Origin of the sequence: Streptomyces sp. NBC_01268, assembly GCF_036240795.1 — a bacterium.
Classification (GTDB): domain Bacteria; phylum Actinomycetota; class Actinomycetes; order Streptomycetales; family Streptomycetaceae; genus Streptomyces.
Window position 1 is genome coordinate 1,472,015 of the sequence record NZ_CP108454.1, and the last position, 23,126, is coordinate 1,495,140.

A 23,126-nucleotide genomic window follows, 5' to 3' on the forward strand; every position below is an offset into this window, starting at 1 on the left:
AGGGAAACGCCGAGGGCCGGCCCGGAGAAAGCTCCGGACCGGCCCTCACGTCGTGCTCAGGGTCGTGCTCAGTGGTCGTACTCGTCCAGCGGCGGGCAGGAGCAGACCAGGTTGCGGTCGCCGAAGGCGCCGTCGATCCGGCGGACCGGCGGCCAGTACTTGTCGGCGGCCGAGACACCGGCCGGGAAGACCGCCTCGTCACGGGTGTACGGGTGGTTCCACTCGCCGCCCAGCGCCGCCGCGGTGTGCGGGGCGTTGCTCAGCGGGTTGTCCTCGGCCGGCCACTCGCCGGAGGCGACCTTCTCGATCTCGGCCCGGATCGCGATCATCGTGTCGCAGAAGCGGTCGAGCTCGCTCAGGTCCTCGGACTCGGTCGGCTCGATCATCAGCGTGCCGGCCACCGGGAACGACATGGTCGGCGCGTGGAAGCCGTAGTCGATCAGGCGCTTGGCGATGTCGTCGACGCTGACGCCGGTCGCCTTGGACAGCGGGCGCAGGTCCACGATGCACTCGTGGGCGACCAGGCCGGCCGGGCCGGTGTAGAGCACCGGGTAGTGCGGCTCCAGGCGCTTGGCGATGTAGTTCGCCGCGAGCACGGCCACCTGGGTGGCGCGCTTGAGGCCCTCGCCGCCCATCAGGCGCACGTACGACCAGGAGATCGGCAGGATGCCGGCGGAGCCCCACGGGGCGGCCGAGATCGGGCCGACGCCGGTCTCCGGGCCCGCGGTGGGCTGGAGCGGGTGGTTCGGCAGGTACGGGGCGAGGTGCGCGCGGACGCCGACCGGGCCGACGCCCGGGCCGCCGCCGCCGTGCGGGATGCAGAAGGTCTTGTGCAGGTTCAGGTGCGAGACGTCGCCGCCGAACTTGCCCGGCTTGGCGAGGCCGACCAGCGCGTTGAGGTTGGCGCCGTCGACGTACACCTGACCGCCGGCCTCGTGCACCTCGGCGCAGATGTCGGCGACGTGCTCCTCGAACACACCGTGCGTGGACGGGTAGGTGATCATCAGCACGGACAGCTCGTCGCGGTACTGCTCGATCTTGGCGCGCAGGTCCGCGACGTCGACCTCGCCGTCGTCGGCGGTCTTGACGACGACGACCTTCATGCCGGCCATCACGGCGGAGGCGGCGTTGGTGCCGTGCGCGGAGGACGGGATGAGGCAGACGGTGCGCTGCAGGTCGCCGTTGGCGCGGTGGTACGCGCGGACGGCCAGCAGACCGGCCAGCTCGCCCTGCGAACCGGCGTTCGGCTGGATGGAGACCTTGTCGTAGCCGGTGACCTCGGCGAGACGCTCCTCCAGCTCGGTGATGAGCGTGACGTAGCCGCCGGCCTGCTCGACCGGGGCGAACGGGTGCATCTGGCCGAACTCGGGCCAGGTCACCGACTCCATCTCGGTGGTCGCGTTCAGCTTCATGGTGCAGGAGCCGAGCGGGATCATGCCGCGGTCGAGCGCGTAGTCGCGGTCGGAGAGGCGGCGCAGGTAGCGCAGCATCGAGGTCTCGGAGCGGTGCGCGTGGAAGACCGGGTGGGTCAGGAACACGTCCGAGCGGAGCGCGTCGACGGGCAGCGCGTCCGCGGTGGCGGCGTCCAGGGCGTCGATGTCGGCGGTGACGCCGAAGGCGCCCCAGACGGCGTCGAGCTGCGCGCGGGTGGTGGTCTCGTCACAGGACAGGGAGACCAGGTCCGCGTCGACGCGGTACAGGTTGACGCCGGCCTCACGGGCGGCCGCGACGACGGCGTCCGCGCGGCCCGGCACCCGGGCGGTGAGGGTGTCGAAGAAGGCACCCTGGACCAGCTCCACGCCGCCCGCCCGCAGACCGGCGGCGAGGATGGCGGCGTACCGGTGGGTACGGCGCGCGATCCCCTTCAGGCCCTCGGGGCCGTGGTAGACGGCGTACATGCCGGCCATGACGGCGAGGAGCACCTGGGCGGTGCAGATGTTGCTGGTGGCCTTCTCGCGGCGGATGTGCTGCTCGCGGGTCTGCAGGGCCAGGCGGTACGCCTTGTTGCCGTCGGCGTCCACGGAGACGCCGACCAGGCGGCCGGGGAGCGAACGGGCGTGCTTGTCCTGGACCGCCATGTAGCCGGCGTGCGGGCCGCCGAAGCCCATGGGGACGCCGAAGCGCTGGGTGGTGCCGACGGCGATGTCGGCGCCGAGCGAACCGGGCGAGGCGAGCAGGGTCAGCGCGAGCAGGTCGGCGGCGACGGTGACGATCGCGCCGAGCTCGTGGGCCTGGTCGATGACCGGCTTGATGTCCCGGACGGCGCCGGAGGCACCCGGGTACTGGAGCAGCACGCCGAAGACGCCGCGCTCGGCGATCTCGGCGGGGATGCCGGCCGACAGGTCGGCGACGACCACCTCGACCCCGGTGGGCTCGGCGCGGGTCTCGATGACGGCGATGGTCTGCGGCAGGGCGTCGGCGTCGATGAGGAACACGCCGTTCTTGACCTTGCCGACGCGGCGGGACAGCGCCATGGCCTCGGCGGCCGCGGTGCCCTCGTCGAGCAGCGAGGCGCCGGAGGTGGGCAGACCGGTGAGGTCGGCGACCATGGTCTGGAAGTTCAGCAGGGCCTCCAGGCGGCCCTGGGAGATCTCGGGCTGGTACGGCGTGTACGCGGTGTACCAGGCCGGGTTCTCCATGACGTTCCGGAGGATGACCGGAGGCGTGAAGGTCCCGTAGTAACCGAGACCGATCATGGGGGCGAGCACCTGGTTGCGGTCGGCGAGCTCACGCAGCTCGGCCAGCACCTCGGCCTCGGTGCGGGCGCCCGGCAGGCCGAGCGCCTCGGCGTTCTTGATGACGTCCGGCACGGCCGCGGCCGTCAGCTCGTCGAGGGAGCCGTACCCGACCTGGGCGAGCATCTTCGCCCGAGCCTCGGTGTCGGGCCCGATGTGCCGCTGCTCGAAGGGAATGCCCTGCTCGAGCTCGGAGAGCGGAATGCGGTTGGCGGTCATGCTGCGGGGGCCTCCTGGTCGTCACGACCTGCGAGGGGCACCACGGCGCGGGTGCCCGGACGGCCTCCCCCTCTGTCATGTCAACCTGAGAGCTTCACCGGCCATGCCAAACGGCGGGGCCGGCTTTCACCGTCGGTGAGAGCGGATGCCGTCGACGCCCGCTCTGCTTTCCAGAGTGACCTCGTCCGCGCGGTACAGGGGCCTGAGAGATTCCGGGGAGGATTTGCTCCTTCGGCGCCACCGAAAGGTTTCTTCGGAGGACTCTCCCGCGCAGGGTCGTCAGCCACAGCCAGCCTACCAGCGCGGTTGAGCCCGGCATCGCTCAAGTGGCCGACATCCCAGTTGTGCACTTTCGTAGGGGTGTAGAGCAGTTGCGACCAGTTGGAGGGACCGTGCAGACCGATATCGATCCGCGCAGCCTGATCGGCCGCAAGGCGTTCGACCGGAACGGACACAAGATCGGGACCGTGGACGAGGTGTACCTGGACGACGCGACGGGCGTCCCCGAATGGGCTGCCGTGCGCACCGGCCTGTTCAGCCGCGACGCGTTCGTCCCCCTGGAGCCGAGCGAGCTGGTGGGCGACGGCCTCCACATCCCGTACGAGCGGGCCCTCATCAAGGACGCCCCCGATTTCGGCGTGGGCCGCCACCTCTCCCCCGAACAGGAACTCCAGCTCTACCGCCACTACAGCCTCGCCCTCCCGCCCCCGCCCCCGCCCCCGCCCCCGCCCCAGGACACCCCCCGGGACTTCGGCCGCCTGGCGGGCCAGGACGACGCGTAGAGCCCGCTACGGGAACACCCGCGCCCCTGGGGCCATCACCCGCACGGGTGGTGCGGGTGGGAGCCGCCGAGCCCGGCCGCAGGCCGGGCTTCACTCGGCTCCCGTCCCGGTCCCCTCCACCAGCGGCAGCGGATCCGAGGGCTCCAGGTCCGGATCGTCCACGGAGAACGTCCGCACCCGCCCCGGCACCACCGTCCCCGGCTCCTCGAACCGCACGGTGACCCGGCCGACCCCGCTCCCCTGCACCCACCCGGCCCCGTACTCCGCGTGCCGCACGTCCCGCCCCGGCGCCCAGTGCCGCTCGGTGGTCTCGGTGGCCGTGGGGGGCGCCTGCTCGGCCGCCTCGGGGCCCGCGACGGCCTCGGGGGCGGCCTCGGCCCGGGCCTCCGCCTCCGCCTGCGCGAACAGGTCCTCCTGGGTGTAGTCGGCGAGCCCGCTCACCCCGACCCCCAGTAGCCGCACGCCGCCCGTGGTGTCCACGAGGTCGAGGAGCCGCGCCGCGGCCTCCCTGACCACCACGGGGTCGTCCGTCGGCCCCCGCAGCGTCTCGGAGCGCGTGAGCGTCGAGAAGTCGTACCGCCGCACCTTCAGGACGATGGTCCGCCCCGAGTGCCCCGAATCCCGCAGCCGCGCGACGCACCGCTCCGCGAGCCGCTCCACCTCCAGCCGGATCCGCAGCCGGTCGTGCAGGTCGACGTCGAAGGTGTCCTCCACGGAGACCGATTTCGCGTCCCGCTCGGCCACCACGGGCCGGTCGTCGTGCCCGAGGGCCATCAGGTACAGCGAGCCCCCGTGAGCCCGCCCGAGGAGCCGTACGAGCTCGTCCTCGCCCGCCTCGACCACGTCGGTGACGGTGCTGATCCCGGCCCGTCTCAGGTGCTCCCCGGTGGCCGGCCCGACGCCGGGGATGATCCGCACCGAACGCGGCCCGATCAGCTCGCGCTCCGTACCGGGCTCGATCAGCATCAGCCCGTCCGGCTTGGCCTCCTCCGAGGCGATCTTCGCGAGCATCTTGGACCCGGCCAGACCGACCGACCCGGTCAGACCGGTCGTCGCGAGGATGTCCCGCCGCAGCCGCTCCCCCGTCGCCCGCGCGCTCGCGCTGTCGTCGGCGAGACCGCCGGCCTCCAGGTCCACGAAGGCCTCGTCCAGGCTGAGCGGCTCGACGAGCGGTGAGAGCCGCCCGAGCAGTTCCATGACCTGCCCGCTGATCGCCCGGTAGAAGGCGAAGCGGGGCACGAGATAGGCCGCGTTCGGCGCGAGCCGTCGCGCCTGCGCCATGGGCATCGCCGAGTGCACCCCGAAGCGCCGCGCCTCGTACGAGGCCGTCGCGACCACTCCGCGCGGCCCGAGGCCGCCCACGACCACCGGCTTTCCGCGCAGGCTCGGCTTCGAGGCCTGCTCCGCCGCGGCGAAGAAGGCGTCCATGTCGAGGTGCAGGATGGTGGGCGCGGCTCTCACGCCTCCGATGCTGCCCTACGCCACTGACAACGCCCCGGCGCACGCACCCCGCGCGTCCCGGCGGGCCCGGAGCGGGCCCGCGGGCCCGCCACCGGAGCTCAGACCGCCCGGTCCCGCCGCCGCCGCGCCAGCTCGTCCGCCGGGTTGTGCCCGATCAGCGTCTCGCCGGTGTCGACCCGCTCGCCGTGCAGCTGCGAGAGCGCCGCCTCGACGTCCCGCCACACCACGCCGACGGCGATCCCGAAGACGCCCTGGCCGCCCTGGAGCAGGTCCACGACCTCGTCGGGCGAGGAGCACTCGTACACCGTGGCGCCGTCGCTCATGAGCGTCATGCGCTCCAGGTCGCGAAAGCCCCGGGCGCGCAGGTGCTGCACGGCGGCCCGGATGTTCTGCAGCGCCACCCCGGTGTCCAGGAAGCGCTTGACGATCTTGAGGACCACGACGTCGCGGAAGCTGTAGAGCCGCTGCGTCCCGGATCCGTAAGCGGGCCGCACGCTCGGCTCGACGAGCCCGGTGCGCGCCCAGTAGTCCAGCTGCCGATAGGTGATGCCGGCCGCCGCACAGGCCGTGGGGCCGCGGTAGCCGACCTCTTCCGGGCCGGAGCTCACGTCCCCGCCGAAGTCGCCCACACTGCCGTGAAGCGGATACGGGCCCTTCTCCCCGGGGGCACGCCCCAGGAAGCCCCCTGCCGTACCGTCGCCGCTGCTCATCACGCCGACCCTCCGTCCTTGACCTGCCCACTCGAAGGTAGGCAGTCACTCGGGGTGCGTCAACGATCGCCACACTCGGCACGCCGAGTGATAATCACCCTGAGAGTGGTTTCACGTGCCCCTCTCCGGGGAAAGGCTACTCGAATGCGCCGACAGCAAGGCTTCGGCCAGGGCCCCGAGGGCCTACTGGCTGCCGGTCTCGAAGTCCTCCGGTGAGATCTGGTCGAGGAACTCGCGGAACTTCTCCACCTCGTCCTCCTGCTCGTCCGGAATCGCGATCCCCGCGTCGTCGAGCACACCGTCACTGCCGTAGATCGGCGTCCCGGTACGCAGGGCGAGCGCTATCGCGTCGGACGGCCGGGCACTCACCTCGACACCGCTGGCGAAGACCAGCTCGGCGTAGAAGACCCCGTCACGCAGATCCGTGATGCGGACCTCGGTGAGCTCCTGCCCCACGGCCTCCAGCACGTCCTTGAAGAGGTCGTGCGTCAGCGGCCTGGCAGGGGCCATGCCCTGCTGGGCGAAGGCGATCGCGGTCGCCTCTCCCGGTCCGATCCAGATGGGGAGGTACCGATCGCCTCCCACTTCACGCAGGAGCACGATCGGCTGGTTGGAGGGCATTTCCACCCGGACACCCACAACGTCGAGCTCGTTCACACAGCAACCCTAGGACGTGCCCGACCGGTTTGGGTAGTCGGGCCGTCCTCGGATCACTGCAGACGCACTCCCAGGGCGGTCTGGACCAGTGCCGCGTGAAGGCGCACGGAGAGTCCGGCGAGCTCCTTGGCGGTCGCCTCGGCATGGGCCCTGGTCTGCGGATTACGGTGCCGACGCAGCGGCGCGACCATCTGTTCGACCAGCCCGGCCTCGCGCTCCGCGGCGGCCTTGACGGCCCTCAGGTGCCGGGGCTCCAGACCGAATCTCCCCAGATCCGCCACCAGTTTGGCGACGGTGACGGTCTCGGCGTCGTACCCGCCTCCCTCGACCGGGGCGATCAGTCCGTACGACTCCCACTCGACCAGCTCCGCCTCGGTCACCTCGGCGGCGGCGAGCAGCTCCGCGCGGCCGATCCGGGCGGCGGTGGGACGGTCGCCCTCCGTGTCCCAGGCCCCGTCGAGCAGGTCCCGCTGCGGGCTCGGCGAGGGCAGCTTGACCTGCTCCCCGCGCTCCAGGGCGTCCAGGTGCTCGCGGATGACCTTCAGCGGGAGGTAGTGGTCCCGCTGCATCCGCAGGATCTGAGCGAGCCGCTCCACGTCCCGCGGGCTGAACTTCCGGTACCCGGAGGCCGTGCGCTGGGGCTCGACGAGCCCCTCGGCCTCCAGGAACCGGATCTTGGAGATGGTCACTTCGGGAAACTCGTCGCGCAGCCGGCTCAGCACCGTGCCGATGCTCACCAGCTCGCCCGCGGCGGCGGTGCCGTGACCGGCACCGCCCGTCGGTGTTCGCAGCATGGACCTTCCCTGAAGGTTCTCCGGGGCGTCACACGCCCCGCTGGCTCGCGAAGAACACGAGCCGGTACTTGCCGATCTGCACCTCGTCACCGTTGGACAGCACGACCGCGTCGATCGGCTCCCGGTTGACGTACGTGCCGTTGAGGCTGCCGACGTCCGACACCCTGAAGGTGCCGTCCGGCTGCCGACGGAACTCCACGTGGCGACGCGAGACGGTCACGTCGTCCAGGAAGATGTCACTCTGCGGGTGACGTCCGGCCGTGGTCAGCTCGCCGTCCAGGAGGAAGCGGCTGCCCGAGTTCGGACCGCGACGCACGATGAGCAGCGCCGCACCGCCCGGCAGGGCCTCGACCGCCGCCAGCGCCTCGGCCGACAGCGACGGGAGCGCGGTCTGTCCGGTGACCTCCGCGTCGTAGGCCTCAAGCCCCGAGATGGAGATCGTCGAGGTGGTCTCGGAGGCTCGCTCCGGAGCCACCCCGCCCCGCAGCGGCGCACCGCAGTGGGAGCAGAAGCGGCTGTCCGCCGTGTTGCGGTGACCGCACCTCGTACACACCGGCATGGACGCGTCCTCCTGTCGCGGCTGCCCCGCGGAGGTCTGTGTCGCGTACGGGTCGGGCACGAACCCTCCACCCGTACCTGAGGTTGATGGTTCTCCGAAACCTATGCGCGCGGCACCGGCAGGGTCAACAGACGACGCGCCCTGTGCGCCCGGAATGTCACCGCCCTGGCCGCCGACCTCGTCGCGGAAGAGCGGGCGCTCGCCGCCCTGTTCCTCGCTCTGGGCGTGGCGCGGCGCGCGGTGCCTGGCGTTGCCGCCGTCCTCGCTTGCGCTCTTGCCGAACAACTTCGAAAACCACTTCACGGGCGATTCCCCTTGACCGAAACAGACCCGCCCGTGGGGCAGGACGAACCCTGACTCAATACACCTGCCGACCCGGACATCTTCACAACGTCCGTAACCACTCGACAGTTTCCACCACGCACCACCCTTGTGGTGCGGCGACCCCCCGCAACGTCGTGCCCTTGTCGCGTCACCCTCATCGACCCCCGCCTCACTGCGAGGACGACTGAGCGTAGTCAGGCCGCTTCGCAGGCCGCAAGGCGTCGACGACGATCTTCCCGGAACGCTGCACCGTGGCCGTGGCCTGCTCCTTCTCCAGTGTCTGGACGACACCGCCGGGGATGTTGAGCGCGGGCTCGAGATCCTCCGGCTTGCCGATGACCTTGAAGACGTACGGAGCGGCCACCTTCGTTCCATCGATCCGCATGTCGCTGCCACTTCCCGAGAAGTAGCTGTCCGCGACCACCCGGACGCCGTTGACCTGGATGGCCTCCGCACCCGCGGCGCGCAGCTCCTGGATCGCGTCGAGCAGCATGTCCGACTCGATGGCGCCGGTGGAGTCCGTGATCGTCAGGGTGATGCCGGGGCCCTCGGCGGCGACGGTGCCGGCCAGGATGCCGAGCTGCTGCTGCTTCTCCTGGGTCTGCTTGCGCGCCTCCTCGGCCTGGTCGGAGCTGGACTCCAGCTCCGAGCGCTGGCTGTCCAGGCGCGTCTTCTCGTCCTCCAGGCGCTGCGTGCGGTCGTCGAGCTCGTCGAGGATCCGCACCAGGTCCTCCTGGCGGGCACCGCGCAGCGCGCTGTTGTCGCTGGTGGAGCTGACCTGGATGGCCAGCCCGAGGCCGAGCACGAACAGCAGCAGGGCGACGACCAGTTGGGCCCGGGTCACCCGGGGCGGCCAGAGACTCGCGGCGAGCCGCTGCCGGCCGGAGGCCTCGGGCCGGGCGGAGGCCTCGGGCCGGGCGGAGGCCGGAGCCGGCGTGGGAGCCGGCGTGGGAGCCGGAGCGGGGGCTGGGGCCTGACCGGAGGCCGGGGCCGGGGCGGCGGGCTGTTCGGGCTCGTGCCGCCGGACCGGGCGCTCGGGCACGGCGGGGCGCTCGGGCACGGCGGGGCGCTCGGGCACGGCGGGGCGCTCGTCCGGATTCGGCGCCGGGTTCCCCTCGTTCGCGCGGTTCCCGTCGTCCGGCCGGTCCGCGCCGGGCTCGTCGTTCCTGTCGTGCTCGCTCATCGGCCTCACGCCCGGAACACGTGCCGCCGGATGGCGGCCGCGTTGGAGAAGATCCGGATGCCGAGGACGACGACCACACCGGTCGACAACTGGGCGCCCACGCCCAGCTTGTCGCCGAGGAAGACGATCAGCGCGGCCACGACCACGTTCGACAGGAACGACACCACGAAGACCTTGTCGACGAAGATCCCGTCGAGCATGGCCCGCAGGCCGCCGAAGACCGCGTCCAGGGCGGCGACCACGGCGATCGGAAGATAGGGCTCGACCACCGCCGGAACCTCGGGCCGGACCAACAGTCCGACCACGACTCCCACGATCAGGCCCAGTACGGCGATCAAGATGTGCCCTTCCCTGTGTCGGCCGTGGCCTGCCCGGTGGCCTTGGCCGCCCCGGCTCCCCTCGGCTCTGCTGTACGTACGATCAGGCTCGGCGCGGCCGGCAGACGTACGTCGCCCTCGGCCGAGATGCTCGTACGGATCCCGAAGTTCTCCTGCAGCGCGTGCAGGTACTGGCCGTCGGCGCTGTCCTGGAACGCGGTGCTCAGCCGCTGCCCGTCGCCGACGGCGAGGATGGTGTACGGCGGCACCAGTGGCTTGTTGTCGACCAGTATGGCGTCGCCCGCGGCCCTGATCGCCGACAGCGCGGTCAGCCGCTGCCCGTTGATCGAGACGGCCTCCGCGCCCGACTCCCAGAGCCCGTTGACGATCCGCTGCATGTCACGGTCGCGCACCCGCCCGGTGTCCGAGAACCCGGCGCTCTCCCGCGGACCGCCACCGCCCGCGTCGGCGCCCTTGGCGTCGTCCACGACCAGCTTCACCCCGGGACCGTGTACCGCGGTCGCCCCCGACAGCAGCGCGACCAGCTCGCCCTGGTCGCCACCGTGCTGGTCCAGCGCCTTGCGCTGCCGCTCGCCGACCTCGCCGCGCAGGCGCTCGACGTCCTGCTCCAGCTTGTCCGCCGCCGCGGTCTCCGACTCGATCCGGTCGATCAGGTCCTGCCGCTCCTTGGCGACGACCGGCGCGGACACCCGCGCCTCGGCCGCACCCAGCGTCACCACGGCCGCCGCGAGCACCAGACCGGCCGCGAGACCCAGCTTGGCCCGGATCGTACGGGGCATCCCGCCGCCCTCCGCGGCGCGTCGGGCCGAGGCCTCCGCGTATCCGTCGTCCAGCGCGTGGTCGATCACGTTGTTCAGCAGCGACATGGACGCGTCCGGACGCGGAGGAGGCGATCCTGTGCTCCGAACGGGGGGCTGCTGCGACATGCCGCACATCGTCGCACGTCGCACGGCCTACCGCCGAATGGCCCCTCCGTCGGGCCGGGAGGCGCCCAGGGGCACCTCCCGGCCCGACGGGGCCGTTCGAACCGCGTCCCCCTAGTGACCTGCGCTGTCGACGACGCCGGACCACTCGTCGAGAAGGGCCTGCGCGGACGCGTCGTCCGGACCCTCCGCCCACAGATGGGTGACGGCCTCCGCCGGGTCGGGCAGCACCATCACCCAGCGCCCGTCGGCCTCCACCACCCGCACACCGTCGGTGGTGTCCACGGACCGGTCACCGGCCGCCTCCACCACCCGGCGCATCACCAGACCCTTCACCGCCCACGGCGTCGCGATGTCCCGCTTCAGCACATGAGCGCGCGGGATCCGCGCGTCGATCTGGCTGAGGGTGAGCTGGGTCCGCGCCACCAGGCCGATCAGGCGCACGAACGCCGCCGCCCCGTCGAAGACACTGCTGAACTCGGGCACGATGAACCCGCCGCGGCCGTCCCCACCGAAGATCGTCGACTCCTCGCGCCCGACCCTGGTGAGGTCGTCGGGCGAGGTCGTCGTCCATTCGACCTGGGTGCCGTGGTACGCGGCGACCTGCTCGGCGATCCTCGTGGTCGTCACCGGCAGCGCGACCCGCCCGGACCTGCGCTCGGCCGCCACCAGGTCGAGCATGACGAGCAGCGCCCGGTCGTCCTCGATGATCCGCCCGCGCTCGTCGACCAGCGAGAGCCGCTCGCCCACCGGGTCGAACCGCACTCCGAAGGCGGCCCGCGCCGACGCCACGATCTCCCCGAGCCGGACGAGACCGGCTCGCCGGCTCTCCGCGGACTCGGTCGGCCGGGCCTCGTCGAGACCCGGGTTGATCGTCAGCGAGTCGACCTGGAGCCGCCCGAGCAGGCTGGGCAGGACCAGCCCCGCACTGCCGTTGGAGGCGTCGACGACGACCTTCAGTCCTGCCTCGGCGATCCCGGAGGTGTCCACGTTCCGCAGCAGCGAGCCGGTGTACGAGTCGAAGACGCTGGCCGGGAAGGTCAGGTCGCCGATCTCCCCGGGGAACGCCCGCCGGTACTCCTGGCGCGCGAAGACCCGGTCCAGCTTCCGCTGCCCCGCCTGTGACAGGTCGGCGCCGCGCTCGTCGAAGAACATGATGTCGACGGAGTCCGGGACACCCGGCGACGTCCGCACCATGATCCCGCCGGCGCTGCCGCGCGCCGTCTGCTGCCGCGCCACCGGCAGGGGCACGTTCTCCAGGTCGCGTACGTCGATGGCGCTGGCCTGCAGGGCGGAGATCACCGCGCGCTTGAGCGCCCTCGCACCGCGCGAATGGTCGCGCGCGGTGGTGACCGTCGCGCCCTTCTTCAGCGTGGTGGCGTACGCGCCGGCCAGCCGCACGGCCAGCTCGGGGGTGATCTCCACGTTGAGGATGCCGGACACTCCGCGCGCCCCGAAGAGGTGCGCCTGCCCGCGGGACTCCCAGATGACGGACGTGTTGACGAAGGCGCCGGCCTCGATCGTCTTGAAGGGGTAGACCCGCACGTTGCCCTGCACGATCGATTCTTCACCGATCAGGCACTCGTCCCCGATGACGGCCCCGTCCTCGATCCGGGCCGCCCGCATGACATCGGTGTTCTTGCCGATGACGCAGCCGCGCAGGTTGCTCTGCGGCCCGACGTAGACGTTGTCGTGGATGACGGCCTTGTGCAGGAAGGCGCCGCTCTTCACCACGACGTTGGAGCCGATCACGGTGTGCTCGCGGATCTCCGCGGCGGCCTCTACCTTGGCGTAGTCGCCGATGTACAGCGGCCCGCGCAGCACGGCGTCGGGGTGGACCTCGGCTCCTTCGGCGACCCAGACGCCGGGGGAGATCTCGAAGCCGTCGATGTCGACCTGGACCTTGCCCTCCAGGACGTCGGCCTGGGCCTTCACATAGCTCTCGTGGGTGCCCACGTCCTCCCAGTAGCCCTCGGCGACGTAGCCGTAGATCGGCTTGCCGTCCTTCATGAGCCGGGGGAAGACGTCACCCGACCAGTCGACGGGAACGTCCGCCTCGACGTAGTCGAAGACCTCGGGCTCCATGACGTAGATGCCCGTGTTCACCGTGTCCGAGAAGACCTGGCCCCAGGTCGGCTTCTCCAGGAATCGTTCGACCTTGCCTTCCTCGTCGACGATCGTGATGCCGAACTCCAGCGGATTGGGCACCCGGGTCAGACATACGGTGACGAGGGCGCCCTTCTCCTTGTGGAAGGCGATCAGGTCGCTGAGGTCGAAATCGGTGAGCGCGTCCCCCGAAATGACGAGGAAGGCATCGTCCTTCAGTGCCTCCTCGGCATTCTTCACACTCCCCGCGGTACCGAGCGGTTTCTCCTCGTTCGCGTACGTGAGCTCCATTCCGAGCTCTTCGCCGTCCCCGAAGTAATTTCGGACGAGGGAAGCGAGAAACTGCACGGTGACGACGGTCTCGTTGAGACCGTGCCTCTTGAGCAGCCTCAGGACATGCTCCATGATCGGCCGGTTCACCACCGGCAGGAGAGGCTTGGGCATGCTCGAGGTCATGGGGCGCAGGCGGGTGCCCTCGCCACCGGCCATCACGACGGCCTTCATGTCGGAAGCGTCCTCCTTGAAGAGACGACGGTCCTGCCGACTTCACCTGCCCGCTGTTCGGCCCTCGGGCGTCCTCGTTCCTGCCGGCGACGCTGCACGGCACGGGACGGACGGGCTCAATCGGCCGCGGTATCCGCCTTCACGAGTCGACGGACCTGGACCACGTAGAGGATCCCTGCCCACCAATACAGAGTTGTACCCCATCCGGCGAAGGCCCACCCGAAAACTTCAGCGAGTGACGAAAGCCAGCCGGTTCCGTCACTAAGCAGCAGCAACGGGAACGCGTACATCAGGTTGAAAGTGGCGGCCTTCCCGAGGAAGTTCACCTGCGGCGGCGGATACCCGTGCCGACGGAGGATTCCCACGGCGACCAGCAGCATCAGTTCACGGGCCAGCAGCGCGGCGGTCAGCCAGAGCGGAAGGATCTCGCGCCAGGTGAGTCCGACGAGCGTGGAAAGGATGTACAGCCGGTCGGCGGCCGGATCGAGCAGCCGGCCGAGGTTGCTGATCTGATTCCAGCGGCGGGCCAGCTTCCCGTCGAGATAGTCGCTGACACCACTCAGGGCCAGGACGAGCAGGGCCCAGCCGTCGCTGTTGGGTCCGCCGAACACAGGTCGGAGGATCAGCCACAGGAAGAGCGGCACGCCGACGAGGCGAGCCATGCTGAGGATGTTGGGGATGGTGAGGACCCGGTCCGTCTGAACGCGAGTCTCCTGGACCTCCACCCGGGGGCCTCCTGTGGGAGCGATGTGACGATGTGCCCCATGACCTTACCCGCAGCCACGGGCATGCGATGCACAGGGGGTCCGTAAACGCAGAAAAGCCCCGCACCATGAATGGTGCGGGGCTTTCCCACAATGATTGTTCGGCGGCGTCCTACTCTCCCACAGGGTCCCCCCTGCAGTACCATCGGCGCTGAAAGGCTTAGCTTCCGGGTTCGGAATGTAACCGGGCGTTTCCCTAACGCTATGACCACCGAAACACTATGAAGTTGAACTCAAGCCGCACCCCTCAGGGGGCGAGTTCGTTACTTCAGAACTAACACAGTGGACGCGAGCAACTGAGGACAAGCCCTCGGCCTATTAGTACCGGTCAGCTCCACCCATTACTGGGCTTCCACATCCGGCCTATCAACCCAGTCGTCTACTGGGAGCCTTACCCTCTCAAGGAGGTGGGAATACTCATCTCGAAGCAGGCTTCCCGCTTAGATGCTTTCAGCGGTTATCCCTCCCGAACGTAGCCAACCAGCCATGCCCTTGGCAGGACAACTGGCACACCAGAGGTTCGTCCGTCCCGGTCCTCTCGTACTAGGGACAGCCCTTCTCAATATTCCTACGCGCACAGCGGATAGGGACCGAACTGTCTCACGACGTTCTAAACCCAGCTCGCGTACCGCTTTAATGGGCGAACAGCCCAACCCTTGGGACCGACTCCAGCCCCAGGATGCGACGAGCCGACATCGAGGTGCCAAACCATCCCGTCGATATGGACTCTTGGGGAAGATCAGCCTGTTATCCCCGGGGTACCTTTTATCCGTTGAGCGACGGCGCTTCCACAAGCCACCGCCGGATCACTAGTCCCGACTTTCGTCCCTGCTCGACCCGTCGGTCTCACAGTCAAGCTCCCTTGTGCACTTACACTCAACACCTGATTGCCAACCAGGCTGAGGGAACCTTTGGGCGCCTCCGTTACCCTTTGGGAGGCAACCGCCCCAGTTAAACTACCCATCAGACACTGTCCCTGATCCGGATCACGGACCGAGGTTAGACATCCAGCACGACCAGAGTGGTATTTCAACGGCGACTCCACCATGACTGGCGTCACGGCTTCAAAGTCTCCCACCTATCCTACACAAGCCGAACCGAACACCAATATCAAACTGTAGTAAAGGTCCCGGGGTCTTTCCGTCCTGCTGCGCGAAACGAGCATCTTTACTCGTAGTGCAATTTCACCGGGCCTATGGTTGAGACAGTCGAGAAGTCGTTACGCCATTCGTGCAGGTCGGAACTTACCCGACAAGGAATTTCGCTACCTTAGGATGGTTATAGTTACCACCGCCGTTTACTGGCGCTTAAGTTCTCAGCTTCGCCCTGTCGAAACAGAGCTAACCGGTCCCCTTAACGTTCCAGCACCGGGCAGGCGTCAGTCCGTATACATCGCCTTACGGCTTCGCACGGACCTGTGTTTTTAGTAAACAGTCGCTTCTCGCTGGTCTCTGCGGCCACCCCCAGCTCACGGAGTAAATCCGATCACCAGACGTGGCCCCCCTTCTCCCGAAGTTACGGGGGCATTTTGCCGAGTTCCTTAACCATAGTTCACCCGAACGCCTCGGTATTCTCTACCTGACCACCTGAGTCGGTTTAGGGTACGGGCCGCCATGAAACTCGCTAGAGGCTTTTCTCGACAGCATAGGATCATCCACTTCACCACAATCGGCTCGGCATCAGGTCTCAGCCTTAATGTGTGACGGATTTGCCTACCACACGGCCTACACCCTTACCCCGGGACTACCACCGCCCGGGCTGGACTACCTTCCTGCGTCACCCCATCGCTTACCTACTACCACCTTGGGTCAGCGGCTCCACCACTCCCCTTTGCCCGAAGGCTCCAGGGCGGCTTCACGGCCTTAGCATTAATGGGCTCGATATTGGGCGTTTCAAAGCGGGTACCGGAATATCAACCGGTTGTCCATCGACTACGCCTGTCGGCCTCGCCTTAGGTCCCGACTTACCCTGGGCAGATCAGCTTGACCCAGGAACCCTTAGTCAATCGGCGCACACGTTTCTCACGTGTGTATCGCTACTCATGCCTGCATTCTCACTCGTGAACCGTCCACAACTCGCTTCCGCGGCTGCTTCACCCGGCACACGACGCTCCCCTACCCATCACAGCACCCGTTGGGGCTTATTGCTGCAATGACACGACTTCGGCGGTACGCTTGAGCCCCGCTACATTGTCGGCGCGGAATCACTTGACCAGTGAGCTATTACGCACTCTTTCAAGGGTGGCTGCTTCTAAGCCAACCTCCTGGTTGTCTCTGCGACTCCACATCCTTTCCCACTTAGCGTACGCTTAGGGGCCTTAGTCGATGCTCTGGGCTGTTTCCCTCTCGACCATGGAGCTTATCCCCCACAGTCTCACTGCCGTGCTCTCACTTACCGGCATTCGGAGTTTGGCTAAGGTCAGTAACCCGGTAGGGCCCATCGCCTATCCAGTGCTCTACCTCCGGCAAGAAACACACGACGCTGCACCTAAATGCATTTCGGGGAGAACCAGCTATCACGGAGTTTGATTGGCCTTTCACCCCTAACCACAGGTCATCCCCCAGGTTTTCAACCCTGGTGGGTTCGGTCCTCCACGAAGTCTTACCTCCGCTTCAACCTGCCCATGGCTAGATCACTCCGCTTCGGGTCTTGAGCGTGCTACTGAATCGCCCTATTCGGACTCGCTTTCGCTACGGCTTCCCCACACGGGTTAACCTCGCAACACACCGCAAACTCGCAGGCTCATTCTTCAAAAGGCACGCAGTCACGAGACATAGCAAGCTACGTCCGACGCTCCCACGGCTTGTAGGCACACGGTTTCAGGTACTATTTCACTCCGCTCCCGCGGTACTTTTCACCATTCCCTCACGGTACTATCCGCTATCGGTCACCAGGGAATATTTAGGCTTAGCGGGTGGTCCCGCCAGATTCACACGGGATTTCTCGGGCCCCGTGCTACTTGGGTGTCTCTTAAACGAGCCGCATGAATTTCAGCTACGGGGGTCTTACCCTCTACGCCGGACCTTTCGCATGTCCTTCGCCTATCCATACGGTTTCTGACTCGTCTCACAGCCGGCAGACTGTGAAAAAGAGATCCCACAACCCCGCATGCGCAACCCCTGCCGGGTCTCACACGCATACGGTTTGGCCTCATCCGGTTTCGCTCGCCACTACTCCCGGAATCACGGTTGTTTTCTCTTCCTGAGGGTACTGAGATGTTTCACTTCCCCTCGTTCCCTCCACATGCCCTATGTGTTCAGGCATGGGTGACAGCCCATGACGACTGCCGGGTTTCCCCATTCGGAAACCCCCGGATCAAAGCCTGGTTGACGGCTCCCCGGGGACTATCGTGGCCTCCCACGTCCTTCATCGGTTCCTGGTGCCAAGGCATCCACCGTGCGCCCTTAAAAACTTGGCCACAGATGCTCGCGTCCACTGTGTAGTTCTCAAGCAACGACCAGCCACCCATCACCCTGATCCAAAGAATCAAGTTCACTGGGGCCAGCATCGCGAAGGTTCGACCAACCGGCCGTACCCTCAGATACCCAACAACGTGCCAAGCGTGAGCCCCGTCCGCATCATTCCGTTCCACGCCGAAGCAGTACTAGGAAGACCATCAGGTCACTCACGCCAACTAATCAACGTTCCACCCATGAGCTGACCGTGCAGAACGTTTGCCTGCAATCGGTACTGTGCTCCTTAGAAAGGAGGTGATCCAGCCGCACCTTCCGGTACGGCTACCTTGTTACGACTTCGTCCCAATCGCCAGTCCCACCTTCGACAGCTCCCTCCCACAAGGGGTTGGGCCACCGGCTTCGGGTGTTACCGACTTTCGTGACGTGACGGGCGGTGTGTACAAGGCCCGGGAACGTATTCACCGCAGCAATGCTGATCTGCGATTACTAGCAACTCCGACTTCATGGGGTCGAGTTGCAGACCCCAATCCGAACTGAGACCGGCTTTTTGAGATTCGCTCCGCCTCGCGGCATCGCAGCTCTTTGTACCGGCCATTGTAGCACGTGTGCAGCCCAAGACATAAGGGGCATGATGACTTGACGTCGTCCCCACCTTCCTCCGAGTTGACCCCGGCGGTCTCCTGTGAGTCCCCATCACCCCGAAGGGCATGCTGGCAACACAGGACAAGGGTTGCGCTCGTTGCGGGACTTAACCCAACATCTCACGACACGAGCTGACGACAGCCATGCACCACCTGTATACCGACCACAAGGGGGGCACTATCTCTAATGCTTTCCGGTATATGTCAAGCCTTGGTAAGGTTCTTCGCGTTGCGTCGAATTAAGCCACATGCTCCGCTGCTTGTGCGGGCCCCCGTCAATTCCTTTGAGTTTTAGCCTTGCGGCCGTACTCCCCAGGCGGGGAACTTAATGCGTTAGCTGCGGCACCGACGACGTGGAATGTCGCCAACACCTAGTTCCCAACGTTTACGGCGTGGACTACCAGGGTATCTAATCCTGTTCGCTCCCCACGCTTTCGCTCCTCAGCGTCAGTAATGGCCCAGAGATCCGCCTTCGCCACCGGTGTTCCTCCTGATATCTGCGCATTTCACCGCTACACCAGGAATTCCGATCTCCCCTACCACACTCTAGCCTGCCCGTATCGGATGCAGACCCGGGGTTAAGCCCCGGGCTTTCACACCCGACGTGACAAGCCGCCTACGAGCTCTTTACGCCCAATAATTCCGGACAACGCTTGCGCCCTACGTATTACCGCGGCTGCTGGCACGTAGTTAGCCGGCGCTTCTTCTGCAGGTACCGTCACTTTCGCTTCTTCCCTGCTGAAAGAGGTTTACAACCCGAAGGCCGTCATCCCTCACGCGGCGTCGCTGCATCAGGCTTTCGCCCATTGTGCAATATTCCCCACTGCTGCCTCCCGTAGGAGTCTGGGCCGTGTCTCAGTCCCAGTGTGGCCGGTCGCCCTCTCAGGCCGGCTACCCGTCGTCGCCTTGGTGAGCCGTTACCTCACCAACAAGCTGATAGGCCGCGGGCTCATCCTTCACCGCCGGAGCTTTTAACCAGCCCCCATGCAGAGGCCGGTGTTATCCGGTATTAGACCCCGTTTCCAGGGCTTGTCCCAGAGTGAAGGGCAGATTGCCCACGTGTTACTCACCCGTTCGCCACTAATCCACCCCGAAGGGCTTCATCGTTCGACTTGCATGTGTTAAGCACGCCGCCAGCGTTCGTCCTGAGCCAGGATCAAACTCTCCGTGAATGTTTGCCGGTAATCCGGCTCTACACTCGCGTTGAGCGGAACAGTCATGCCGGAATGTGGCCGACTGTTCACAGCGTCCTCGCTGTGTGCCACCCCGTGGGGTGGACTTTTTCAAAGGAACCTCGACCATCCGAAGATGGACGGGGTATCAACTAATCTGGCGTTGATTTTTGGCACGCTGTTGAGTTCTCAAGGTGCGGACGCTTCCTTTGTACTGACCCTCTCGGGCTTTCCTCCGGGCGCTTCCTTCGTTCTTACGTTTCCGAGTCTATCAGATCTTTCCGATCCGATTTTCCTCGGTGCTTTCCGGCCCAAAATTTGCTTTCGCTTTTCGGCCCTTCCGGCGGGGTCAAACACTACCAGGCTTTTTCGCTCCCCCCGACCACTCCGTCTGCGAGCACGCAGAGGTGTAGACCACTGGGGTTAGGATCTGGCTTGATAGGTGCTGCCGACCCACGACTCAAAGCCGCGTTGGGGTCAAGCAGGAGTACGACAGTACATCCCACCGTCACTTGAGGCAAATCGTTTCGGGTAGTCCCTAGGTCCGCCAACTGGTACGTCTCGTGCGGAACTGGGACTTCTCATGACTTACGCTTCTGAACAGTACGCCGTCCAGGACAGGTAGTGACGGCGCCACACAATCTCCGCCCCTGGGAGGCTTCCCATGACATCCGTGACGTCGCCACTCGCTGGACGCGCCATCGGTCTCGCCGCAGTACCCGACCCCGTCTTCTCCGGCGCGATGGTCGGTCCCGGCACCGCCATCGACCCCGTGCGTGAGCCCTCCGCGGCCGTCTCGCCCGTCGACGGTGTTGTCGTCTCGCTCCACCCGCACGCGTTCGTCGTCGTCGACGACCAGGGTCACGGGGTGCTCACCCACCTCGGGATCGACACCGTCCAGCTCAACGGCGAGGGCTTCGAGCTCCTCGTGAACAAGGGCGACACGGTGACCCGCGGACAGGAGGTCGTCCGCTGGGACCCGGCCGCGGTCGAGGCCGCCGGCAAGTCCCCCATCTGCCCCATCGTGGCCCTGGAGGCCACGGCTGACTCCCTCTCCTCTGTCGTCGAGGACGGCGAAGTGAAGGCCGGCGACGCGCTCTTCGGCTGGAACTGACCGCCGGCTCGTCCCTGTGACGAGTCCGCGTACGACATTCAACGCGGCGGCCCTGGCCGCCGCTCTATCGGAGACGGGTGAGATGGAGACAACGCTGCGAGGCGTCGGTGTCAGCCACGGAGTGGCGATCGGCGAGGTCCGGCACATGGGCACGGCGGTTCTCGAGCCGCCGGCCAAGCAGATTCCCGCCGATGAGGCGGAGCGCGAACAGGGGCGCGCCCGTCAGGCTGTGGAGGCTGTTGCTGCCGACCTGATTGCACGCGGCAATCTGGCGGGCGGCGAGGCGCAGGCCGTGCTCGAGGCCCAGGCGATGATCGCCCAGGACCCGGAGCTCATCGCCGACGTGGACCGCCGGATCGTGGTGGGCAGCACGGCCGAGCGCGGTATCTACGACGCGTTCTCGCACTACCGGGAGCTCCTCGCGGGCGCCGGTGAGTACATGGCCGGCCGGGTGGCCGACCTGGACGACGTGCGGAACCGGATCGTGGCGCGCCTGCTCGGCGTGCCGATGCCCGGTGTGCCGGACAGCGACGAGCCGTACGTGCTGATCGCGCGGGATCTTGCCCCCGCCGACACGGCGCTGCTCGACCCGGCTCTGGTGCTCGGTTTCGTGACCGAGGAGGGCGGGCCGACCAGCCACAGCGCGATCCTCGCGCGGGCGCTGGGTGTGCCGGCCGTGGTCGCGCTGCCGGGTGCGGGCGAGCTGGCCGAGGGCACGGTCATCGCGGTGGACGGTTCCACCGGTGAGATCTTCGTGGACCCGAGCGAGGAGAAGAAGGCGGAGCTGACGAAGGCCGCCGAGGTGCGCAAGGCCGCTCTCTCCGCCTCCAGTGGTCCCGGTGCCACGTCGGACGGGCACAAGGTGCCGCTGCTGGCGAACGTGGGCGGTCCCGCCGACGTGCCCGCGGCGGTCGAGGCCGGTGCCGAGGGCGTCGGCCTTTTCCGTACGGAGTTCCTCTTCCTCGACGACAGCAAGCACGCGCCGTCGGAGGAGAAGCAGATCGAGGCGTACCGCAAGGTGCTCGAGGCGTTCCCCGAGGGCCGTGTGGTCGTGCGGGTGCTCGACGCCGGTGCGGACAAGCCGCTGGAGTTCCTGACTCCGGCGGACGAGCCGAACCCGGCTCTGGGTGTGCGGGGTCTGCGGACGCTGCTGGACCACCCGGATGTGCTCCGGACCCAGCTGACGGCGCTGGCCAAGGCCGCCGAGGGTCTGCCGGTGTATCTCGAGGTCATGGCGCCGATGGTGGCCGACCGTACGGATGCGAAGGCCTTCGCCGACGCGTGCCGCGAGGCGGGGCTGCGGGCGAAGTTCGGTGCGATGGTGGAGATCCCGTCCGCCGCGCTGCGGGCCCGCTCCATCCTGCAGGAGGTCGAGTTCCTGTCGCTCGGCACGAACGACCTCGCGCAGTACACCTTCGCCGCCGACCGTCAGGTGGGTGCGGTCTCCCGGCTGCAGGACCCGTGGCAGCCGGCGCTGCTCGACCTGGTGGCGCTGTCCGCCGAGGCGGCCAAGGCCGAGGGCAAGAGCTGTGGTGTGTGTGGTGAGGCGGCGTCGGATCCGCTGCTGGCCTGTGTGCTGACGGGGCTCGGTGTGACCTCCCTGTCGATGGGTGCGGCGTCGATTCCGTACGTGCGGGCGACGCTGGCGAAGTACACGCTCGCGCAGTGCGAGCGCGCGGCGGCCGCGGCGCGTGCCGCGGACACCGCGCACGACGCGCGGATGGCCGCGCAGGCGGTGCTGTCCGGGGAGTGATCCCCGGCCTGCCGTCGTAGGTCGTCGATGAAGGGGCTTCCCGTCACTCCGGTGACGGGGAGCCCCTTCGTCGTGTCAGTGGGGGTGGGTGTCGTCGTCGTCGGGGGTGAGGGGGAATCCGGCGCGGTAGTCGACGCCGGGTTCCGGGGAGATGGGTTCGCCTGTGCGGGCGTCGGTGCAGTAGGCGTCGAAGACCTCGGCCTCGGTGAGGGGGTGGAGGCGGCCTTGGTGGAGGCGCCAGCCGTGCAGGCGGGCGGGGGCGTCGGGGGCGTGGGTGCGCAGGACGACTCCGCCGGGGGTGCCGAGGGCGATGCCGGTGGCGAGGACGGTGACGAACTCCGCGCCTTCGGAGCTGTCGAGGCGGGCGGGGCCGGTGGTGTCGCGGCTGGTGTGGAGGACGGCGAGCAGCTGTTCGTCGCCCGCGGGGACGCTGCAGACGAGGTGGTGGGTGCCGGGTCCTGCCGTGTCGAGGAGGCGTACGAGGAGGCGGGAGGCGCGCTCGAAGGAGGCGTGGCCGATGTCCTTGCCGCAGTCGGCGCAGGTGCCGGCGTCGGTGAGGAGCATCGTCGCGTACTCCCAGGTGGCTCGGCGCACGGCCGTGTCGACGAGGGCGGGGACGAGCGTGGCGAGGGGTTGGCCCGTGTAGGCGAGGCGGGCTCCGGTCGCGGCGCGTTCGGCGGTGTAGCGGCCGCGGCTGGTGGGGTGGTCGGGGTCGAGGCCGGTGTCGGCGCAGTAGTCGGCGAACTCCTCGGGGTCGAAGAGGGCGAGGGTGGTGGGTCCGCCTTCGGCGGCGAGGGTGCGCAGGAGCTCCTCGACGTGGGCGAGGTAGCGGGTGTGGTCGTCGAAGGCGAAGGTCCCGTACTGCCGCATGGTGGTGAAGTCCTCCTCGTCGGCGAGGAGGGCGACGGTGCTGGGTACTTCGCTGCGCAGGGCGCGGCGCAGGGTCTCCGTGGTGCGGTGGTCGGTCATGT

The 23,126-nt window shown here is 67.7% G+C and carries 15 protein-coding genes, 3 rRNA genes and 1 riboswitch; of the genes, 3 read left to right on the plus strand and 15 right to left on the minus strand.

What is annotated here, in order from left to right; genetic code table 11:
• Positions 1-68: 68 nt before the first annotated feature.
• Entirely contained in the window at positions 69-2,954 is a 2,886-nt protein-coding gene (gene gcvP, locus OG309_RS06250) for an aminomethyl-transferring glycine dehydrogenase (RefSeq protein WP_329418816.1), read from the minus strand.
• 180 nt (positions 2,955-3,134) lie between these two features.
• Positions 3,135-3,233, minus strand: a riboswitch (glycine riboswitch).
• Between the two features lie 113 nt (positions 3,234-3,346).
• On the opposite strand from gcvP, the gene OG309_RS06255 reads away from it, so the two are divergent.
• Entirely contained in the window at positions 3,347-3,736 is a 390-nt protein-coding gene (locus tag OG309_RS06255; RefSeq protein WP_329418817.1) for a PRC-barrel domain-containing protein, read from the plus strand.
• A gap of 90 nt (positions 3,737-3,826) precedes the next feature.
• Here OG309_RS06255 and OG309_RS06260 read toward each other — a convergent pair whose 3' ends face one another.
• The 13 genes from OG309_RS06260 to OG309_RS06320 all read right to left on the minus strand — a co-directional run bounded on the left by OG309_RS06260 (position 3,827) and on the right by OG309_RS06320 (position 19,288).
• On the minus strand, positions 3,827-5,197 hold the full coding sequence (locus OG309_RS06260; protein WP_329418818.1) for a DNA polymerase IV: 1,371 nt from the start codon (positions 5,195-5,197) through the stop codon (positions 3,827-3,829).
• Between the two features lie 98 nt (positions 5,198-5,295).
• Positions 5,296-5,907 carry a MerR family transcriptional regulator gene (locus tag OG309_RS06265; protein ID WP_329418819.1) on the minus strand — a complete coding sequence of 204 codons (612 nt, stop codon included), beginning with the start codon at positions 5,905-5,907 and terminating at the stop codon, positions 5,296-5,298.
• A gap of 183 nt (positions 5,908-6,090) precedes the next feature.
• Positions 6,091-6,564 (minus strand): bifunctional nuclease family protein, encoded by a 474-nt coding sequence (locus OG309_RS06270; protein ID WP_329418820.1) that lies wholly within the window; start codon positions 6,562-6,564, stop codon positions 6,091-6,093.
• 53 nt (positions 6,565-6,617) lie between these two features.
• The gene (gene ftsR, locus OG309_RS06275) at positions 6,618-7,358 is read right to left on the minus strand and encodes a transcriptional regulator FtsR (RefSeq protein ID WP_329418822.1); all 741 of its coding nucleotides are present in this window, start codon (positions 7,356-7,358) and stop codon (positions 6,618-6,620) included.
• A 28-nt stretch (positions 7,359-7,386) separates the two neighbouring features.
• On the minus strand, positions 7,387-8,328 hold the full coding sequence (locus OG309_RS06280; protein ID WP_329428178.1) for an FHA domain-containing protein: 942 nt from the start codon (positions 8,326-8,328) through the stop codon (positions 7,387-7,389).
• A gap of 82 nt (positions 8,329-8,410) precedes the next feature.
• Positions 8,411-9,424, minus strand: coding sequence for a DUF881 domain-containing protein (locus OG309_RS06285; RefSeq protein WP_329418824.1), 1,014 nt, complete (start codon positions 9,422-9,424; stop codon positions 8,411-8,413).
• A gap of 5 nt (positions 9,425-9,429) precedes the next feature.
• Positions 9,430-9,762 carry a small basic family protein gene (locus OG309_RS06290; RefSeq protein WP_015032176.1) on the minus strand — a complete coding sequence of 111 codons (333 nt, stop codon included), beginning with the start codon at positions 9,760-9,762 and terminating at the stop codon, positions 9,430-9,432.
• Positions 9,759-10,688: a DUF881 domain-containing protein gene (locus tag OG309_RS06295; protein ID WP_329418825.1), complete on the minus strand. Its 930-nt coding sequence runs from the start codon at positions 10,686-10,688 to the stop codon at positions 9,759-9,761. The genes OG309_RS06290 and OG309_RS06295 overlap by 4 nt, the downstream gene beginning before the upstream one ends.
• A gap of 111 nt (positions 10,689-10,799) precedes the next feature.
• Positions 10,800-13,295 (minus strand): mannose-1-phosphate guanyltransferase, encoded by a 2,496-nt coding sequence (locus tag OG309_RS06300; protein ID WP_329418827.1) that lies wholly within the window; start codon positions 13,293-13,295, stop codon positions 10,800-10,802.
• 116 nt (positions 13,296-13,411) lie between these two features.
• Entirely contained in the window at positions 13,412-14,020 is a 609-nt protein-coding gene (locus OG309_RS06305; RefSeq protein ID WP_329418828.1) for a CDP-alcohol phosphatidyltransferase family protein, read from the minus strand.
• A gap of 138 nt (positions 14,021-14,158) precedes the next feature.
• Positions 14,159-14,275: ribosomal RNA gene (rrf, locus tag OG309_RS06310) — 5S ribosomal RNA — on the minus strand.
• Positions 14,276-14,357: 82 nt separating this feature from the next.
• Positions 14,358-17,477 (minus strand): 23S ribosomal RNA (locus tag OG309_RS06315).
• Positions 17,478-17,762: 285 nt separating this feature from the next.
• Positions 17,763-19,288: ribosomal RNA gene (locus tag OG309_RS06320) — 16S ribosomal RNA — on the minus strand.
• The 16S, 23S and 5S rRNA genes sit together here, the layout of an rRNA operon.
• 664 nt (positions 19,289-19,952) lie before the next feature.
• Between OG309_RS06320 and OG309_RS06325 the strand changes: the two genes are divergently transcribed.
• Both OG309_RS06325 and ptsP read left to right on the plus strand, forming a co-directional pair.
• Positions 19,953-20,402, plus strand: a complete 450-nt coding sequence (locus OG309_RS06325) for a PTS sugar transporter subunit IIA (RefSeq protein ID WP_329418829.1) — start codon at positions 19,953-19,955, stop codon at positions 20,400-20,402.
• Between the two features lie 82 nt (positions 20,403-20,484).
• Positions 20,485-22,155: a phosphoenolpyruvate--protein phosphotransferase gene (ptsP, locus tag OG309_RS06330; protein WP_329418831.1), complete on the plus strand. Its 1,671-nt coding sequence runs from the start codon at positions 20,485-20,487 to the stop codon at positions 22,153-22,155.
• Positions 22,156-22,230: 75 nt separating this feature from the next.
• Here the strand turns inward: ptsP and OG309_RS06335 are convergent, their stop codons facing one another.
• On the minus strand, positions 22,231-23,124 hold the full coding sequence (locus OG309_RS06335; protein WP_329418833.1) for a hypothetical protein: 894 nt from the start codon (positions 23,122-23,124) through the stop codon (positions 22,231-22,233).
• Between the last annotated feature and the right edge of the window lie 2 nt (positions 23,125-23,126).

Coding starts and splice junctions, on each gene's coding strand:
- gcvP (WP_329418816.1), bottom strand. CDS start 2,954: ATGACCGCCAACCGCATTCCGCTCTCCGAGCTCGAGCAGGGCATTCCC.
- OG309_RS06265 (WP_329418819.1), bottom strand. CDS start 5,907: ATGAGCAGCGGCGACGGTACGGCAGGGGGCTTCCTGGGGCGTGCCCCC.
- ftsR (WP_329418822.1), bottom strand. CDS start 7,358: ATGCTGCGAACACCGACGGGCGGTGCCGGTCACGGCACCGCCGCCGCG.
- OG309_RS06285 (WP_329418824.1), bottom strand. CDS start 9,424: ATGAGCGAGCACGACAGGAACGACGAGCCCGGCGCGGACCGGCCGGAC.
- OG309_RS06295 (WP_329418825.1), bottom strand. CDS start 10,688: ATGTCGCAGCAGCCCCCCGTTCGGAGCACAGGATCGCCTCCTCCGCGT.
- OG309_RS06300 (WP_329418827.1), bottom strand. CDS start 13,295: ATGAAGGCCGTCGTGATGGCCGGTGGCGAGGGCACCCGCCTGCGCCCC.
- OG309_RS06325 (WP_329418829.1), top strand. CDS start 19,953: ATGACATCCGTGACGTCGCCACTCGCTGGACGCGCCATCGGTCTCGCC.
- ptsP (WP_329418831.1), top strand. CDS start 20,485: ATGGAGACAACGCTGCGAGGCGTCGGTGTCAGCCACGGAGTGGCGATC.
- OG309_RS06335 (WP_329418833.1), bottom strand. CDS start 23,124: ATGACCGACCACCGCACCACGGAGACCCTGCGCCGCGCCCTGCGCAGC.